13 protein-coding genes are annotated in these 16,307 nt (G+C 71.4%); 5 read left to right on the top strand and 8 right to left on the bottom strand.

Going from position 1 to position 16,307, the window contains the following annotated elements:
- Both E5198_RS12760 and greB read left to right on the top strand, forming a co-directional pair.
- The coding region (locus E5198_RS12760; protein ID WP_136490376.1) for an ABC transporter permease at positions 1 to 1,404 on the top strand (1,404 nt) is incomplete at its 5' end.
- Between the two features lie 30 nt (positions 1,405 to 1,434).
- Positions 1,435 to 1,932 carry a transcription elongation factor GreB gene (gene greB / locus E5198_RS12755; RefSeq protein WP_136490375.1) on the top strand — a complete coding sequence of 166 codons (498 nt, stop codon included), beginning with the start codon at positions 1,435 to 1,437 and terminating at the stop codon, positions 1,930 to 1,932.
- A gap of 3 nt (positions 1,933 to 1,935) precedes the next feature.
- Here the strand turns inward: greB and E5198_RS12750 are convergent, their stop codons facing one another.
- Positions 1,936 to 3,315, bottom strand: a complete 1,380-nt coding sequence (locus E5198_RS12750) for a transglycosylase SLT domain-containing protein (RefSeq protein ID WP_256659091.1) — start codon at positions 3,313 to 3,315, stop codon at positions 1,936 to 1,938.
- Between the two features lie 99 nt (positions 3,316 to 3,414).
- Here E5198_RS12750 and E5198_RS12745 point away from each other — a divergent pair, with 99 nt between their 5' ends.
- Positions 3,415 to 4,218 (top strand): TatD family hydrolase, encoded by an 804-nt coding sequence (locus tag E5198_RS12745; protein WP_136490374.1) that lies wholly within the window; start codon positions 3,415 to 3,417, stop codon positions 4,216 to 4,218.
- Positions 4,219 to 4,227: 9 nt separating this feature from the next.
- On the opposite strand, the gene E5198_RS12740 is transcribed toward E5198_RS12745, so the two are convergent.
- From E5198_RS12740 to E5198_RS12725, 4 genes are read right to left on the bottom strand one after another with little or no spacing between them, the layout of a single operon-like run.
- Complete coding sequence (locus E5198_RS12740; protein WP_136490373.1) at positions 4,228 to 4,989, bottom strand: CHAD domain-containing protein; 762 nt, start codon at positions 4,987 to 4,989, stop codon at positions 4,228 to 4,230.
- A complete protein-coding gene (locus E5198_RS12735) occupies positions 4,986 to 7,082 on the bottom strand; it encodes a DUF3488 and transglutaminase-like domain-containing protein (RefSeq protein ID WP_136490372.1) in 2,097 nt (698 codons plus the stop codon). The genes E5198_RS12740 and E5198_RS12735 overlap by 4 nt, the downstream gene beginning before the upstream one ends.
- Positions 7,079 to 8,059, bottom strand: coding sequence for a DUF58 domain-containing protein (locus tag E5198_RS12730; RefSeq protein ID WP_136490371.1), 981 nt, complete (start codon positions 8,057 to 8,059; stop codon positions 7,079 to 7,081). The genes E5198_RS12735 and E5198_RS12730 overlap by 4 nt, the downstream gene beginning before the upstream one ends.
- Complete coding sequence (locus E5198_RS12725) at positions 8,059 to 8,976, bottom strand: MoxR family ATPase (RefSeq protein WP_136490370.1); 918 nt, start codon at positions 8,974 to 8,976, stop codon at positions 8,059 to 8,061. Before E5198_RS12725 ends, E5198_RS12730 begins: the two co-directional genes overlap by 1 nt.
- A 404-nt stretch (positions 8,977 to 9,380) precedes the next feature.
- Here E5198_RS12725 and E5198_RS12720 point away from each other — a divergent pair, with 404 nt between their 5' ends.
- Together E5198_RS12720 and E5198_RS12715 are read left to right on the top strand one after the other, a co-directional pair.
- Entirely contained in the window at positions 9,381 to 10,145 is a 765-nt protein-coding gene (locus E5198_RS12720; protein WP_136490369.1) for a 4-hydroxy-tetrahydrodipicolinate reductase, read from the top strand.
- A 68-nt stretch (positions 10,146 to 10,213) separates the two neighbouring features.
- Complete coding sequence (locus tag E5198_RS12715; RefSeq protein ID WP_136490368.1) at positions 10,214 to 12,898, top strand: HAD-IC family P-type ATPase; 2,685 nt, start codon at positions 10,214 to 10,216, stop codon at positions 12,896 to 12,898.
- Between the two features lie 37 nt (positions 12,899 to 12,935).
- Here the strand turns inward: E5198_RS12715 and E5198_RS12710 are convergent, their stop codons facing one another.
- The 3 genes from E5198_RS12710 to E5198_RS12700 are packed head-to-tail and all read right to left on the bottom strand — an operon-like array spanning position 12,936 to position 16,115.
- Entirely contained in the window at positions 12,936 to 13,724 is a 789-nt protein-coding gene (locus E5198_RS12710) for a transglutaminase family protein (protein ID WP_136490367.1), read from the bottom strand.
- Positions 13,721 to 14,665 carry an alpha-E domain-containing protein gene (locus E5198_RS12705; protein ID WP_136490366.1) on the bottom strand — a complete coding sequence of 315 codons (945 nt, stop codon included), beginning with the start codon at positions 14,663 to 14,665 and terminating at the stop codon, positions 13,721 to 13,723. Before E5198_RS12705 ends, E5198_RS12710 begins: the two co-directional genes overlap by 4 nt.
- A 13-nt stretch (positions 14,666 to 14,678) precedes the next feature.
- On the bottom strand, positions 14,679 to 16,115 hold the full coding sequence (locus E5198_RS12700) for a circularly permuted type 2 ATP-grasp protein (protein ID WP_136490365.1): 1,437 nt from the start codon (positions 16,113 to 16,115) through the stop codon (positions 14,679 to 14,681).
- Between the last annotated feature and the right edge of the window lie 192 nt (positions 16,116 to 16,307).

Below are 16,307 nucleotides of genomic sequence, written 5' to 3'. Positions count from 1 at the left end.
GGCTTCGCCCTGCCGCCGCTGGCCGCGCTGGGCCGGGTGCCGCCGCTGCGCGTGCTGCGCCGCGACCTGCTGCCGCCGCCCCTGGCCACCTGGCTGGTGTACGCCATCGCCCTGCTCGCGCTGGGCCTGATCATGTGGTGGCTGAGCCTGGATATCCGCCTGACCCTCGCCCTGCTCGGCGGCGGCCTGCTCGCCTGCCTGGCGCTCGGCGGCCTGTGGCTGCTGGCCCTGCGTGGCCTGCGCCGGCTGCTGGCCGACGCCGGGCTGACCTGGCGCCTGGGCCTCGGCCAGCTGCTGCGCCACCCGCTGGCGGCGGTCGGCCAGTCGCTGGCCTTCGGCCTGATCCTGCTGGCCATGGCCCTGGTGGCCCTGCTGCGCGGCGAACTGCTCGACAACTGGCGGGCGCAGCTGCCCGAACAGGCGCCCAACCACTTCGCCCTGAACATCCTGCCGGCCGAGCGCGACGCCTTCGCCGCGCACATCGCCGCCCTGTCGCCACAGCCGGCCAGCCTCTACCCGATGCTGCCCGGGCGGCTGGTGACCATCAATGGCCAGCCGGCGCGCGAGGTGGTGAGCGAGGAGTCGCGCGGCGAGCGTGCCGTGCGCCGCGACCTGAACCTGACCTGGTCGGCGCAGCTGCCGGCCGGCAACCAGTTGCTCGCCGGTCAGTGGTGGGACACGCTGCCGGCCGATCATGGCCCGTCGGTGTCGGTGGAGGCCAAGCTGGCCGAGAGCCTCGGCGTGCAGCCGGGCGATCGCCTCGGCTTCACCATCGCCGGCCAGGACATCGAGGCGCGGGTCGCCAGCCTGCGCAGCGTCGACTGGGACAACTTCCAGCCCAACTTCTTCGTGATCTTCGACCCGCAGAGCCTCGCCGGCCAGCCGGTCACCTACCTGACCAGCTTCTATCTGCCGCCGCGCTCGGAGCAGGCGCTGGTAGATCTGGCGCGCGCCTTCCCCACCGTCACCCTGCTGCAGATCGACGCGGTGCTCGCCCAGCTGCGCGGCATCCTCGCCCAGGTCACTCTGGCGGTCGAATACGTGCTGCTGTTCGTCCTCGCCGCCGGACTGGTGGTGCTGTTCGCCGGCCTGCAGGCGACCCTCGACGAGCGCATCCGCCAGGGCGCGCTGCTGCGCGCCATCGGCGCCGAGCGGAGCCTGCTGCTGCGCGCCCGGCTCAGCGAATTCGCCGTGCTCGGCGCCGGCAGCGGCCTGCTCGCCGCCGTCGGCTGCGAGCTGATCAGCGCCCTGCTCTACCGCCAGGCGTTCGACCTGGCCTGGCAGCCGCACCCGATGCTCCTGCTCCTGCCGCCGCTCGGCGCCCTGCTGGTCGGCGGCGCGGGCCTGTTCGGCACCCGCCGCGCACTCGACGCCAGCCCGCTCGCCGTGCTGCGTGAAGTCTGACCCTGCCACTGCCTACAGGATGCCCGTCCGATGAGCCGTTACCGTCCGCCGCGCAGCGCCGGCACCCCGCTGATCACTCCCGAGGGCGAGGCACGCCTGCGCGCCGAGCTGCACGAACTGTGGAACGTGCGCCGTCCACAGGTCACCCAGGCGGTGAGCGAGGCCGCCGCCCAGGGCGACCGTTCGGAGAACGCCGAATACACCTACGGCAAGAAGATGCTGCGCGAGATCGACAGCCGCGTGCGCTTCCTGCGCAAGCGCCTGGAGAACCTCAAGGTGGTCGACCAGCGTCCGGCCGACCCGGACAGGGTCTACTTCGGCGCCTGGGTGACTCTCGAGGACGAGGACGGCGAGACCGCACGCTACCGCATCGTCGGCCCCGACGAGCTCGACCTGCGGCAGAACCTGATCAGCATCGACTCGCCGCTGGCCCGCGCCCTGGTCGGCAAGGGCCTCGACGCCGAGGTGACGGTGCACACGCCGACCGGCGAGCGCACCTGGTACGTGGTGGAGATCGACTATCCCTGAGCCTCAGGGCTCCAGCCGATAACGCTCGCGGCTGTAGGCCAGGTGGTACTTGTTGACGCTGGCGACGTAGCTGACCACACCCATGCCCAGACGCTCGGCGGCCACCCGCTCGACCTGGAAGAACCACTGGTTGGGATTGAGGCCCCGCCGCCGGGCCTCGGCGCGCAGGCTCTGCACCCGCTGCGGGCCGAGGTTGTAGGCGGCCAGGGTGAAGGCCAGGCGCTCGCGCTCGTTGAGCTGGGCGCCGGCGAAGTAGCGGCGGCGCAGCATCGCCAGATAGCGAGCGCCCGCCTGCACGTTGCCGTCGAGGCTGGCGATGTTGCCCACGCCGACGCTGCGCGCGGTGGCCGGGGTGATCTGCAGCAGGCCGCTGGCGCCACTGGCACCGCGCGCGCGCGGATTCAGGGTCGACTCCTTGTAGGCCAGCGCCGCCAGCAGCAGCCAGTCCAGCGACTGCGCCTGGGCATGGCGCATCAGGGTCGGGCGCACCCGCGCCAGGCGCTGGCGCTCGGTACGCCCGAGTGGCTGGTGCACCTTGTAGGAGCGCCGGTAGACGCGCTGGAAGCTCGCGTCCTGGTCGGCCGGCGCGCGGTAGTCGCGCAGGAAACGATCGATGCTGGCGCGCAGGTTGGGCGCCTGGCGGTGCACATACCAGCTCAGTTCGCCCCTGCCCAGCACCAGGTGGCGATCGATGCGCAGCTTGGGCAACACCTTGGCCCAGCGCTCGGCGATCGGCAGCTCCACCGCGGTCATCGGCAGGATGCCGGCATGCACCATCTCCAGAACGTCTTCCACCGCCAGGGTGGGGTCCTGCCAGTCGGCGACGATCGGCGTCTTCAGCCCACCGTTGAGCTTCTGCAATGCCTCGCGGACGGCGCTGCCGGCCGGCAGCGCCAGGCTGCGCCCGGCGAGCTGCTCGACCCGCTGGTAGCGGCGGTTGCCCTGGCGCGACACCACCACCAGCGCCACCTCGCGGTGGGTCGGCGCACTGGCGCGCACCGCCATGCCGGGGCGCGGCGCCAGCAGCTCGCCGGGCGCCACCAGATCGCCCTCGCCGCGCAGCAACGCCGCCAGCAGTTGCTCCTTGGGCAGCGGGATCAGCTTCAGGCGCACCTCGCGACCGTCGCGGGCTCCGCGGTTGAGGTACTGCTCGAAGGCGCGCAGGCGCCGGTACTCGACGCCGATTGGCTCGCCGCGCACCTCGCCGGAACTGTGCCGGCTCTGGTTGACCAGCACGCGCAACTGCCCGCTGGCACGCACGGCCGCCAGGTCGCGGGCCGTCGCGCCCGCCTCCCAGCGCTCCGGCGGGCCGGCCAGACGTGCGCTGGCGCCCGGTGGCCACAGCGCCAGCAGGATCATCAGCAGCGCCAGGCAGGCGGCCAGGCGGCTGCCGGCAACGTCCGTCTTGCGGTTAAATAGGCTGTTTTTCGTCAATCTCGAATTCCCTTCGGGGGCATTCGGCCAGGATACGGGGCCTGCACCATGCAACTGATCGACATCGGCGTCAATCTGACCCACGCCTCATTCGCCCGCGAGCGCGAGGCGCTCCTGCAGCGCGCGCAGGCTGCCGGGGTGTGCCAGATGGTGCTCACCGGGACCTCGCCGGACGACAGCGAGGCCGCCCTGGCGCTGTGCCGCGAGTTCGACCCCGAGGGACGGCGGCTGTTCTGCACCGCCGGTCTGCACCCGCACGAAGCCAGCCAGTGGAGCGCCGACAGCGCCCGCCGCCTGCGCGACCTGCTGGGCGAGGCGCCGGTGCGCGCGGTGGGGGAATGCGGGCTGGACTTCAACCGCGACTTCTCGCCGCGCCCCGCACAGGAGCGGGCGCTGGAGGAGCAGCTGGCGCTGGCCTGCGAGCTGGGCAGGCCGGTGTTCCTGCACGAGCGCGAGGCCAGCGAGCGCCTGCTGGCGATCCTGCGTCACTACCGCGACCGTCTGCCGGCGGCGGTGGTGCACTGCTTCACCGGCGAGAAACGCGCACTCTATGCCTATCTCGACCTCGACCTGCACATCGGCATCACCGGCTGGATCTGCGACGAACGCCGCGGCACCCACCTGCACGAACTGGTGCGCGAGATCCCCTCCGACCGCCTGATGCTGGAGAGCGATGCCCCCTACCTGCTGCCGCGCACCCTGCGCCCGCGACCGAAGCACGGCCACAACGAGCCGGCGTTCCTGGTCGCGGTGCTCGAGGAAGTGGCCCGCCATCGCGGCGAGACGCCCGAGCAGCTGGCAGCACGCAGCACCGCCTGTGCACGTGCCTTCTTCGGCCTGCCGCAGCTCTGAGCGCCGGGCTCAGATGCCGCGTACCAGGCGCTGCTGCAACTGCAGCAGCGCCGCGTCGGACTCCACCTCGGCCGCTGCCAGCTCGCGCTGCCAGTGGGCGAGGCAGGGCCGCAGATCCTCTTCCGCCTCGGCGCGCCGGCACCACTGCAGGCGGTCGTGCCAGTCGCCCAGCGCCGCCTGCGCGGCCTTGAGCGCATCGACCGGCACCGCCAGCTGCTGCGGCCAGGCCTCGGCGGCATAGCGCACGCGCTTGACCAGCAGGCGCAGGCGATGACGGTCGTGGGCCGGATCGAGCAGGGCGATCTGCAGACGCTGGCGCTGGCGCAGCAGGCGGCGGTGGACCTTCTTCTGCCCGCGCCTGAGCAGCCCTTCGCGGTCGGCCTCGCGCAGCAGCCCCGGCCACTGCCCGAGGGCGTGCTGCAGATGGCTCAGCGCCGGTGCGGCGAGCAGGCGCGGATAGCCCCTGGCGAGCGCCCGGCGCCGGCGCTCGGCCGCCGCCACCTGGCCGGTCCGCTCCAACTCGGCGGCCAGCACCTCCAGATCGCGCAGCGGGCTGCTGAGACGCCCGACCTCGGCGCTGACCGCCTCCAGAGTCTCGACGCCCGGCAGGCCACGCAGCGGGCGCAGCAGGCTGCGCAGCCGGCGCACGACGATCCGCAGGTCGTGCAGCGCCTCGCTGTCGGTGCACGCCGCCAGCCGCGCCCCGGTAGCCACAAGCGCCACGTCGAGGGCAATGAAGCGCGCGATCAGCCGATTGACCTGGGCCGTCATGGACTTTCCTCCCGCAGCAATTGAGCGCTCTCAGATGGGCGAGCATAGCAGTTGTCCGGCGGCTGCCCGCCCGCGCCGTCCAGGGGGCGCAGCGGCGCATCCCGCCAGAGATGCGGCAGCCTGCGGCGCAGCCGGCGCAGGGCGCGACGCAGGGCCCCGGGGTCGGGGCTGGCGTCGGCATAGCGCTGCTGGGCGAAACGGCGGGCGAAGGCGTGGATTTCCTCGGCCTGGGCGGGCAGCGCCCGGGCGGCGCGTTCGGCGAAGGCCAGCGGCCCCTCCCCCGCCTGGCGACGCAGGCCGTGGCGCGCCAGCAGGCGCTCGAAGCGCTGGTAGAGACGCAGCAGGGGATCGTGCTCGCGTTGCCACGGCTTGAGCAGCAACAACGCCAGGGCGCCCAGCAGCAGCGCCGCACTGGCGACCAGCAGCAGGCCCAGACGGCGGCCATCGACCTGGCCGAACCAGTCCCTGAGCAGCGCCAGCTGCGCCTCGCCCTGGTAACCGAGCACCTGACGCTGCCAGGCGTAGTTGAGGCTGTCCCACGACAGGCGCAGGCTGTTGAGCCATTCGACGTGGCGGTAGCGCAGCGGCGACAGTGCCGTGCCGGCGCGGAAGGCATCCTCGGCAGGCAGCGCCTGCTCCAGGCCCTGCTCGATGCGCTCGGGCGCGACCTGGAAGGTGGGATCGACACTCACCCAGCCGCGTCCGGGCAGCCAGTACTCGACCCAGGCGTGGGCGTCGAACTGGCGCACCATCACGTAGTTGCCGTCCGGGTTGTACTCGCCGCCCTGGTAGCCGGCCACTACCCGCGCCGGGACACCGGCGGCGCGCAGCACGAAGGTCATCGCCCCGGCGTAGTGGGCGCAGAAGCCGCGCCGGCTGTCGAACAGGAAGTGGTCCACCGTGTCGGCACCGGCCAGCGGCGGCTTGAGGGTGTAGAAGAAGCGTTCGCGGGCGAAGTGGGCCAGCAGCGCGTCTACCAGCGCCTGTGGCTGCGCATGTCGCTGGCGCAGCTGCGCCGCCCAGCGCCGCGCCCGCGGATTGCCGTCCTCCGGCAGCTGCAGGGCGACACCGAGGCGCGGGCTGGCCTGCGGCTCGCGCAGCGCCTGCGGCCAGGAGGTCACCCGGTACAGCAGGTTCTGCTCCACCGGGCGACGGCGCTGCAGGCGGAAGTCGCCCATCAGGCGGGTCTGCTCCAGCTCGGTGCGCGCGGTGTCGAGGGCGAACAGCCAGGGCTGGCCGCTCGCCTGCATGACGATGCTGTAGGACAGCGACGGTCCCTCGGCGCGCCAGGCCGGCTCGGCGCGCGGCGGCTCGGGCAGCTGCGACCAGCGCCGGCCGTCGAAGTGCTCGAAGGTCAGCGCGCGCCAGTACAGCTCGCTGCGCGGCGGCAGCGGGCCGTCGAAACTGGCGCGGAAGGCCAGCTCGGAGGACTGGCTGAGTTCGGCGATGTCGCCCGGCGTCATGCTCTCGGCCAGTCCGCGGCCGCCGCCCTCGCCCGCCATCGGCACCGACCACAGCGGCCCCAGACGCGGGAACAGCACGAACAGCACCAGCATCAGCGGCACCGCCTGCAGCAGCAGGCTGGCGGCCAGGCGCAGGGTCGGCCAGGGTTTCTCGCTCAGGCCGCTGTGCTGCAGGCCGATCAGCGCAGCCAGCAGCGCGATGACCGGCAGCAGGCTGTACAGCGCCGCCGGCAGGCTGTCGTCGAACAGGTAGCTGGTCAGCACCACGAAGAAGCCGAGGAACACCAGCACCAGGGCGTCGCGGCGGGTCTTCAGCTCCACCAGCTTGAGCAGGAAGGTGGACACCAGCAGCGCCACCCCGGCGTCCAGGCCGATCAGCGAACCGCGCGAGGCATACACGCCGACGGCCGCCGCCAGCAGCATGAAGCCCTTGGTCAGCGCACCCGGATAGGTGGTGCGCATGCGGAACACCTGGATGCGCCAGGTGGCGCACACCAGCCACAGGCCGGCGATCCACACCGGCAGGTGGCCCAGGTGCGGCAGGATCACCAGGGCCTGGGCCACCAGCAGCCAGAGCAGGCTGACGCGCGGAATCGCCGGGGAGGCCTTGCGGGCGCGCCACCAGCTCATGGCCGCGCCTCCCCCGGCCGTGCCGGCTGGCCGAACAGCGCCAGCTCGCGCAGGCACAGCTCGCGCTGCGCGGCGCCACTGGCCGGCGCCAGGCTCACCCCGGGCAGGCGCAGGCCGAAGGGCGCGTCATGGCGGGCCAGTTGCACCACCCAGTGGCAGAGCAGCGACAGGCGCGTCTCGCGGTCGCCGCCCAGGCTGTCGAAGTCCAGCCACAGGTCGTGGCCGTGCTGCTCGGCGAACTCCTTGACCAGCAGGCCCTGGCCGCGCGACCAGGCCTTCCAGTGCAGGCGCCGGCGCGAGTCGCCGCTCTGCCAGGGGCGCAGGCCCTCGAAGTCGTCGACACCGCTGCGCTGCGCCGTCGTGCCCGGCTCCTCGTCGTCCTCGCCGGCGCCACCGGCCGGCGGCAGTTCGCCGGGCAACGGACGCGGATAGACCAGCGCCGTCAGATCAAGGTCGACCCAGCTCCAGGCCACCAGCAAGCCGAGGGGAAAGCGGCTTTCCACCCGCAGGCGCGGCGCCCGCAGCCAGCCGCGGCGCTCGGCGAGCCGGAACAGCTCCAGTTCGACGCTGCCGTCGGGTTCGACGTCCACCTGCTGCAGGGGCGCGGGCGGCCAGCCGAGAGCGATGCCGCGGTGGGCGCGGCCGCTGCTCTGCAGGCGCAGGCGGAAACCGGCCTGCTCGCCGGCGAACACCGGCGGCGCCTCGCCGGCGCTCAGTTGCAGACCGGCGAGGTTGCGCCAGGTATGCAGGATGGTGACCAGCCCCACCGACAGCAGCAGGAAGGTCAGCCCGTAGGCCAGGCTGTTCTGGTAGTTGATCGCCGCCAGCAGCATCAGCAGCAGCGCCACGGCGAACACCAGGCCCTGGGTCGTGGGCAGGATGAAGATGCGCCGCTGATCCAGGCGCACCTCGCGGGCCGGCGGGATGCGCCGCTCCAGCCAGTGGTCGAGGCGCCGGGCGAACAGGCGGGCCGGCATCAGAGCGGCGTCACTTCACGCAGCAGCCACTGCACCAGGGCGCCGCCGCCATGCCCGGCCGGATCGGCGGCGTCGCGCAGGCGGTGGCCGGCCACCGCCGGCAGCACCGCCTGCACGTCCTCGGGGATCACGTAGTCGCGTCCGGCCAGCATGGCCCAGGCGCGCGCCGCGGCGAGCAGCGCCAGGCTGCCGCGCGGCGACAGGCCGAGGGCGAAGGCCGGCTGGCTGCGGGTCGCCTCGACCAGGCGCAGCACGTAGTCGATCACCGCCTCGCTGGCGTGGATGCCCGGCACCTCGGCCTGGATGCGCGCCAGCGCGGCGTGGTCGAGGACCGGCTCCAGCCGAGGCAGCAGGTCGCGGCGCGCCTCGCCCAGCAGCAGGGCCTTCTCGGCGGCGCGCGCCGGATAGCCGAGCGACACGCGCATCAGGAAGCGGTCGAGCTGCGATTCGGGCAGGGCGAAGGTGCCGCCCTGGCTCACCGGGTTCTGCGTGGCGATGACGAAGAACGGCTCGGGCAGCGGCCGGGTGGCGCCCTCGATGGTCACCTGGCGCTCCTCCATGGCCTCGAGCAGCGCGCTCTGGCTCTTCGGCGTGGCGCGGTTGATCTCGTCGGCCAGCACCAGCTCGGCGAAGATCGGTCCCGGATGGAAGGTGAACTGCCCGGTTTCGCGGTTGAACACCGAAGTGCCGAGGATGTCGCCGGGCAGCAGGTCGGAGGTGAACTGGATGCGCTGGTAACTGAGGCCCAGAACCCGGGCCAGCGCATGGCTCAGGGTGGTCTTGCCCATCCCCGGCAGGTCCTCCAGCAGCAGGTGGCCACGGGCCAGCAGACAGGCCAGAGCCAGGCGCACCTGCCGATCCTTGCCGAGCAGCACCTGATTGACCGCAGCCAGGCAGCTTTCCAGTTGGGTGCGCATGCGCGTTCTCCCTTCGCGTAAAGCCTTGATCGTACTGGGCATATGCCGCGAGGCAAAGCGCCGCGACGGAGAATTGCCAGACCGTGCACGCCCCCGGCGCCGTGCCGGTGCAGCCAACCCGGCGGCGGGGCTGAGCGGGCGGCAATGCCCCCGATTTCATTGCGGGATATTACAGCGCCGCAAACCGCTTGAACCGGGGGCTGCAGGGCGCTGTCCCGCTTTCGTCACATGCCGCGGGCAGGCTCGGAGCGCCCCCATGCGTGGACCGGACGCGCCGCCCTGGGTTAAGGTCGGGCCGCGGTTCGTCCGCCTCGACGGCCGCACAGGGCATTGAACGCGCAGTTATTTTCCCCGGGAGAAGGCGTATTCGGACAACAACAACCAGACACTCGAGGATGTGGAAATTGAAGGTTGGCTTGATTGGTTTCGGGCGTACGGGCAAGTCCGTCGCCTCCGTGCTGCTGCACAGCAGCGACACCACCCTGGAGTGGGTGATCCGCGGTTCGGCGAATCCGGAGAGACGCTCCGCCGCACAGTACCTGGACATCGACACCGACAACCCGGCGATGATCTTCGGCCATGACGAGATCGCCATGCGCGATCTGCTCGACCGCCAGCCGGTCGACGTGATCATCGACTTCTCCGGCCACGACGGCCTCGACCTCTATGCAGAAGAGGCGCGCGCACGCGGCATCGCGGTGATCAGCGCCATATCCCAGTACCCCGAGGAGCGCGTCGCGCAGCTGCGCACGCTGGGCGAGCACACCCGCGTGCTGTGGTCGCCGAACATCACCCTCGGCATCAACTTCCTGATCCTCGCGGCGAAGATCCTCAAGCAGATCGCTCCCGAGGCCGACATCGAGATCATCGAGGAGCACTTCGCCGCCAAGCCGGAGACCTCCGGCACCGCCAGGGTGATCGCCGAGACCCTCGACAAGTCGGCCGAGGACATCAAGTCGATCCGCGCCGGCGGCATCGTCGGCCGTCACGAGATCCTCTTCGGCTTCCCCTATCAGACCGTGCGCCTGAGCCACGAGTCGATCGCCCGCGAAGCCTTCGGCAACGGCGTGCTGTTCGCCGCCCGCAACCTGCTCAGCCGCGAACGCGGCTTCTACAGCATGCAGGACCTGCTGGAGCCCTATGTCCGCGAGCAGGTCGCCAACGGCTGAAGCACGTACAATCCAGAGGTAGCGGCCCCCGGTCGCGTCACCCGGGCGGCGAGCACAAGGAGACGGTCATGCCGGCAACGCCACAGGACTGGCACGCGCAGAGCCCCGAGCAGTGCCTGCAGCAGCTGGACAGCCGCAGCAGCGGCCTGAGCGCCGCGGAAGCCGCCAGGCGCCTGGCCGCGCACGGCCCCAACCGCCTGCCGGAAGTGCGCGGCCCGGGCTGGCTGCAACGCCTGCTGCGCCAGTTCCACAACCTGCTGATCTACGTGCTGCTGGGCTCCGCCGTGCTGGTGGGCCTGCTCGGCGAGTGGCTGGACTGCCTGGTGATCGTCGGCGTGGTGCTGATCAACGCCCTGGTCGGCTTCATCCAGGAGGGCAAGGCGGAACAGGCCATGCGCTCGATCCGCCAGCTGCTCACCCTCGACAGCCGCACCCGCCGCGGCGGCCTGAGCGCCCTGCTGCCGGCCGAGCAGCTGGTGCCCGGCGACATCGTCCTGCTCGAGGCCGGCGACCGCGTGCCGGCCGACCTGCGCCTGCTCGAGTGCCGCGACCTGCGCATCGACGAGGCGATGCTCACCGGCGAATCGCTGCCGGCCAGCAAGCAGGTGGCCGCGGTCGAGGCCGCCGCCAGTCTCGGCGACCGCAGCTGCCTGGCCTTCTCCGGCACCCTGGTCAGCGCCGGCAACGGTTGCGGCGTGGTGGTGGCCACCGGCGGCGACACCGAGCTCGGCCACATCAGCCACCTGCTCGGCAGCGTGGAGAGCCTGCGTACCCCGCTGCTCGACGACATGCAGCGCTTCGCCCGCCAGCTCACCCTGATCATCCTGCTGCTCGCCGGCTTCACCTTCCTCGTCGGCGTGTTCCTGCGCGGCTACTCCGGCGACGAGATGCTGATGGCCGCCGTGGGCCTGGCGGTGGCGGCGATTCCCGAGGGCCTGCCGGCGGTGCTGACCATCGTCCTCGCCCTCGGCGTGCAGCGCATGGCCCGCCAGCGGGCGATCGTCCGCCGCCTGCCGGCGGTGGAGAGCCTCGGTGCGGTGACGGTGATCTGCTCGGACAAGACCGGCACCCTGACCCGCAACGAGATGACCGTGCAGCAGGTGTTCACCGCCGCGCACAGCTACGCCATCCAGGGCGTCGGCTACGAACCCAGCGGCAACCTCACCCGCGAGGGGCTGGTCATCGAACCGCACCAGGCGCCCGACCTGCTGGAGCTGGCCCGCGCCGGCCTGCTGGCCAACGGCGCCAGCCTGCACCAGGGCAGCGAGGGCTGGCACATCAGCGGCGATCCCACCGAGGCCGCACTGCTGACCCTCGCCGGCAAGCTCGGCCTCAGTGACGGCGCGGAACTGGCGCGCCTGCCGCGGGTCGACGCCATTCCCTTCAGCCCCGAACTGCGCTGCACCGCCAGCCTGCACCACGACCATGCCGGCCACGGGCTGATCTACCTGTTCGGCGCACCGGAGCGGCTGCTCGAGCTGTGCAACCGCCAGTGGCACGACGGCAGCGCCGAACCGCTCGACCCGCGGGCCTGGCATGCCCGCATCGAGCAGGGCGCCGCCCACGGCCTGCGCATGATCGGTCTGGCCATGCGCCCGCTGGCGGCACCGCGGAGCGAGCTGGACTACGCCGACCTGCAAGGCGACTTCATCCTCCTCGGCCTGGTCGGCATGCTCGACCCGCCGCGTGCCGAGGCCATCGCCGCCATCGCCGAGTGCCGCAGCGCGGGCATCGCGGTGAAGATGATCACCGGTGATCATGCCGCGACCGCCGCGGCCATCGCCACGCGCCTGGGGCTGGCCGACGGCCCGCCGCTGACCGGCGCCGAACTGGACCGCATGGACGATGCCGAACTGGACACGCGCCTGGCCGGAACGGCGGTATTCGCCCGCACCAACCCAGCGCACAAGCTGCGCCTGGTCGAACGCCTGCAGGCGCGCGGCGCGCGGGTGGCGATGACCGGCGACGGGGTCAACGATGCGCCGGCGCTCAAGCGCGCCGACATCGGCATCGCCATGGGCATCAAGGGCACCGAGGCGGCCAAGGAGGCCGCGCAGATGGTGCTGGCCGACGACAACTTCGCCACCCTCGCCCACGCAGTGGCCGAAGGGCGCACGGTCTACGACAACCTGAAGAAGTCGATCCTGTTCATCCTGCCCACCAACGGCGGCCAGTCGCTGGTGCTGCTGGCCGCCATCGCCCTCGGCCTGACCCTGCCGATCACCCCGCTGCAGATCCTCTGGGTCAACATGGTCACCGCCGTGACCCTGGCGATGGCGCTGGCCTTCGAGCCGCCCGAGGGCGACCTGATGCGCCGCCCGCCGCGCGATCCGGCAGCCTCGCTGCTGTCCGGCCACATGCTGTGGCGCCTGCTGCTGGTCGGGGCGCTGCTGACCGCGGCCAGCCTGGGGCTGTTCCTGCATGCCCAGCAGCTCGGCCTGTCGCTGGAGCTGAGCCGCACCCTGGCGGTCAACGCCCTGGTGGCCGGCGAGATCGGCTACCTGTTCTGCGCGCGCCGGCTGAGCGCGCCGGCCGCCTTCGGCGTGCGCGACAATCCGATGATCTGGGCCATGGTGCTGCTGGTGTCGGCGCTGCAGCTGGCGTTCAGCTGCTGGCCGCCGCTGCAGGCGCTGTTCGGCACCGCCAGTCCGGATGGCCGCGGCTGGGCCCTGGTGATCGCCGCCGGGTTGGCGGTGATGCTGCTGGTGGAGATGGAGAAGTGGCTGCTCGGCCGCTGGCGCCGGCGACGCTGAGCGAGGGAGCGGCTCCGCCGAGGAGCCGCCGCGGGATTCACTGGTTCTGCAGCAGCTCGACGCGCAGCCGCGCGTGCATCTGCTCCTGGCCGCCACCCCGGCACATGCCGCGCACCGGGCAGGCGTCGAGGTAGTCGAGGCCGACCGCCAGCTTGATGTGGCGCTCGGGTCGTGCCAGGCGGTGGGTGACGTCGAAGCTGTACCAGGCGCCGTTGAGCCAGGCCTCGGCCCAGGCGTGGCTGGCCAGGTGGCGGCTGTCGGCGGTGCACAGGTAGCCGGACACGTAGCGGGCCGGCACGCCCAGGCTGCGTGCGCAGGCGAGGAACACGTGGGTGTGGTCCTGACACACGCCGGCGCCGAGGGCGAAGGCCTGTGCAGCGCTGGTCTCCACGCCGGTGGCGCCCGGGGTGAACGGCATGCGCTGGTACAGCGCCTCCATCAGCGCGCTCAGCGCCGCGCGGTCGCGGTGCGCGCCGCAGCACTGGCGGGCGAAGTCGCGCAGCACGGCGTCGGCCGCGGTCAGCCGGGTGCTGCGCAGGTAGGGCAGCGGCGAGGCGGCGTCCGCCTCGCTGTCGCAGCGCTCGTCGATCTCCACGTGGCCGTGGGCGCCGATGACGATGGCCTGGTGCGGACCGTCGAGGGTCAGCACATGGAGGATGTTGCCGTTGCCGTCGCGCTGGATGTTGGCCGCCCGCGGCAGCTCCAGCTGCCAGTCGAGCACGCGCTGGCGCGTGCTGTCCTGGGGCGTGAGGCGCAGGTACTGGACGCTGGCGCGCACCGGATCGGCGTAGCGATAGGTGGTGTCGTGGTGGATGGCGAGCCTCATACAGCCTCCAGGTAAGCACTGTGGATGGCGTTGCCCAGCTGGCGGACCAGCAGGATGTAGTCGTGGATCCACGCCTTGAGGCCTTCCTCGAGCACCTCCTCGATGCCGGTGAAGCGCAGGCGCGCCTCCAGTTCGGCGGCCATGCGCTGGGCCGGACGGCCGTTGGTGCCGGGAACCTCGCCGAGGATCTGGCTGAGGGCGGCGATGCAGCTGCGCAGCGAGCGCGGCACTTCGGCACGCAGCAGCAGCAGCTCGGCGACCTGGGCCTGCTTGGGCGAGCCGCGATAGAGGGCGGCGTGCGCCTCGTAGGCGGACAGCGCGCGCAGCAGGGCGCTCCACTGGTAGTAGTCGCGTGCGGTGGACGGGCAGGACGGCGCATCGCCCATCAGCTGGTTGCGCGCATCGAGCAGGCGCAGGGTGTTGTCGGCGCGCTCGAGGTAGGTGCCCAGACGGATGAAGCGCCAGGCGTTGCCGCGCATCAGGGTCCCTTCGGTGGCCCCGCGGAACAGGTGCGAGCGCTCCTTGACCCACTCGCAGAACTGGCTGGCGCTGAAGTTGGCCGGCGACTGGCCGGCGATGTGGCGCATCTCCAGCCAGGTGGCGTTGATGTTCTCCCAGATGTCCGCGGTGATCCGCCCGCGCACCGCGTGGGCGTTGGTGCGCGCCGCGCGCAGGCAGCTGTAGAGGCTGGCCGGGTTGTCGGCGTCGAGGGCGAAGAAGTGCAGGATGCGCTCGGCGTCCAGTTCGCCATGGCGCTCGAGGTAGGCGTCCAGGGTGCCGGTGATCAGCAGCGGCATGGCCAGCTCTTCCAGGCCGTCGCCACGGCCGCCCTGCGGCATCAGCGACAGCGAATGGCTGACATCCAGCATCCGCGCCATGTTTTCCGCGCGCTCCAGATAGCGCGACATCCAGTACAGATCGGCAGCAGTACGACTCAGCATGACTTTCCTCGCCTCAGACTTCGCGGGATTCGGTGGCGGTCGGCTCCTCGACCACCCAGGTGTCCTTGGTGCCGCCGCCCTGCGACGAGTTCACCACCAGGGAGCCCTCGCGCAGGGCCACGCGGGTCAGGCCGCCGGGCACCAGGCGCACCTGCTGGCCGGACAGCACGAACGGGCGCAGGTCGATATGGCGCGGGGCGATGCCGCTGTCGACGAAGGTCGGACAGGTCGACAGGCTGAGGGTCGGCTGGGCGATGTAGGCCGCCGGGTTGGCCTTGAGGCGGGCACGGAAGGCCTCGATCTCGGCCTGGCTGGCGGCCGGGCCGACCAGCATGCCGTAGCCGCCGGAGCCCTGGGTTTCCTTGACCACCAGTTGCTCGAGGTTGGCCAGCACGTGGGACAGCTCGGCCGGCTTGCGGCACTGCCAGGTCGGCACGTTGGCGAGGATCGGCTCCTCGTCCAGATAGAAGCGGATCATCTCCGGCACGTAGGGATAGATCGACTTGTCGTCGGCCACGCCGGTGCCGATGGCGTTGGCCAGCACCACGTTGCCGCTGCGATAGGCCGCCAGCAGGCCGGGCACGCCGAGCATGGAGTCGGGATTGAAGGCCAGCGGATCGAGGAAGGCGTCGTCGATGCGCCGGTAGATCACGTCCACCGGCTGCGGACCGCCGGTGGTGCGCATGAACACGCGTTCGTCGCGCACGAACAGGTCGGCGCCCTCGACCAGTTCGACGCCCATCTCGCGGGCGAGGAAGGCGTGCTCGAAATAGGCGCTGTTGTAGCGGCCGGGGGTGAGCACCACAACGCTGGGGTTGTCGACCAGGCTGGAACTCTTAAGGGTGTCCAGCAGCAGGTTCGGATAGTGGTTGACCGGGGCGATGCGCTGGCCGGCGAACAGCTCGGGGAACAGGCGCATCATCATCTTGCGGTTTTCCAGCATGTAGGAAACGCCGCTGGGGGTGCGCAGATTGTCTTCCAGCACGTAGTAGGTGCCGTCGCCGTCGCGCACCAGATCCACCCCGGCGATGTGCGCGTAGAGGTTGTGCGGCAGGTCGAGGCCCTGCATGGCCATCTGGTAGCCTTCGTTGGCCAGCACCTGCTCGGCGGGGATGATCCCGGCCTTGACGATGCGCTGGTCGTGGTAGAGGTCGGTGAGGAACATGTTCAGCGCACGCACGCGCTGGATGCAGCCGCGCTCGACCTGCTGCCACTCGCGGGCCGGGATGCTGCGGGGGATGGTATCGAAGGGGATCAGGCGCTCGGTGCCCTGCTCGTCGCCGTAAAGGGTGAAGGTGATGCCGGCACGGTGGAATAGCAGATCGGCCTCTCGTCGGCGCCGTTCCAGTTGCTCGGCCGGCGTGGCCGCCAGCCAGCGGGCAAAGGCCTGATAGTGCGCCCGGCAATCGCCCTGGGCGTCATACATCTCGTCGTACGTGCTGCGAACCATGCTCGCGGGCTCCCTGTTGTGCCACGTGACACGTACCCTGCAAGGGCCGCGCCAATTTTATAATTCCTTGTAAATCAAGAGCTTGGCGTTAATCGCTGCAGGCTGTGCTCCAAAAGGCAGCAGGCGCTTTCCATGCTCTCGGTGTCGGCGCTTCAAAAGGAGGCAGCCTCGTCGCCTCGCTGCACCAACCGT

Source organism: Pseudomonas sp. A-1, from assembly GCF_004801855.1.
GTDB lineage: Bacteria > Pseudomonadota > Gammaproteobacteria > Pseudomonadales > Pseudomonadaceae > Geopseudomonas.
The sequence above is the reverse complement of the archived record's forward strand: the minus strand, read 5'-3'. Positions and strand labels throughout refer to the sequence as shown.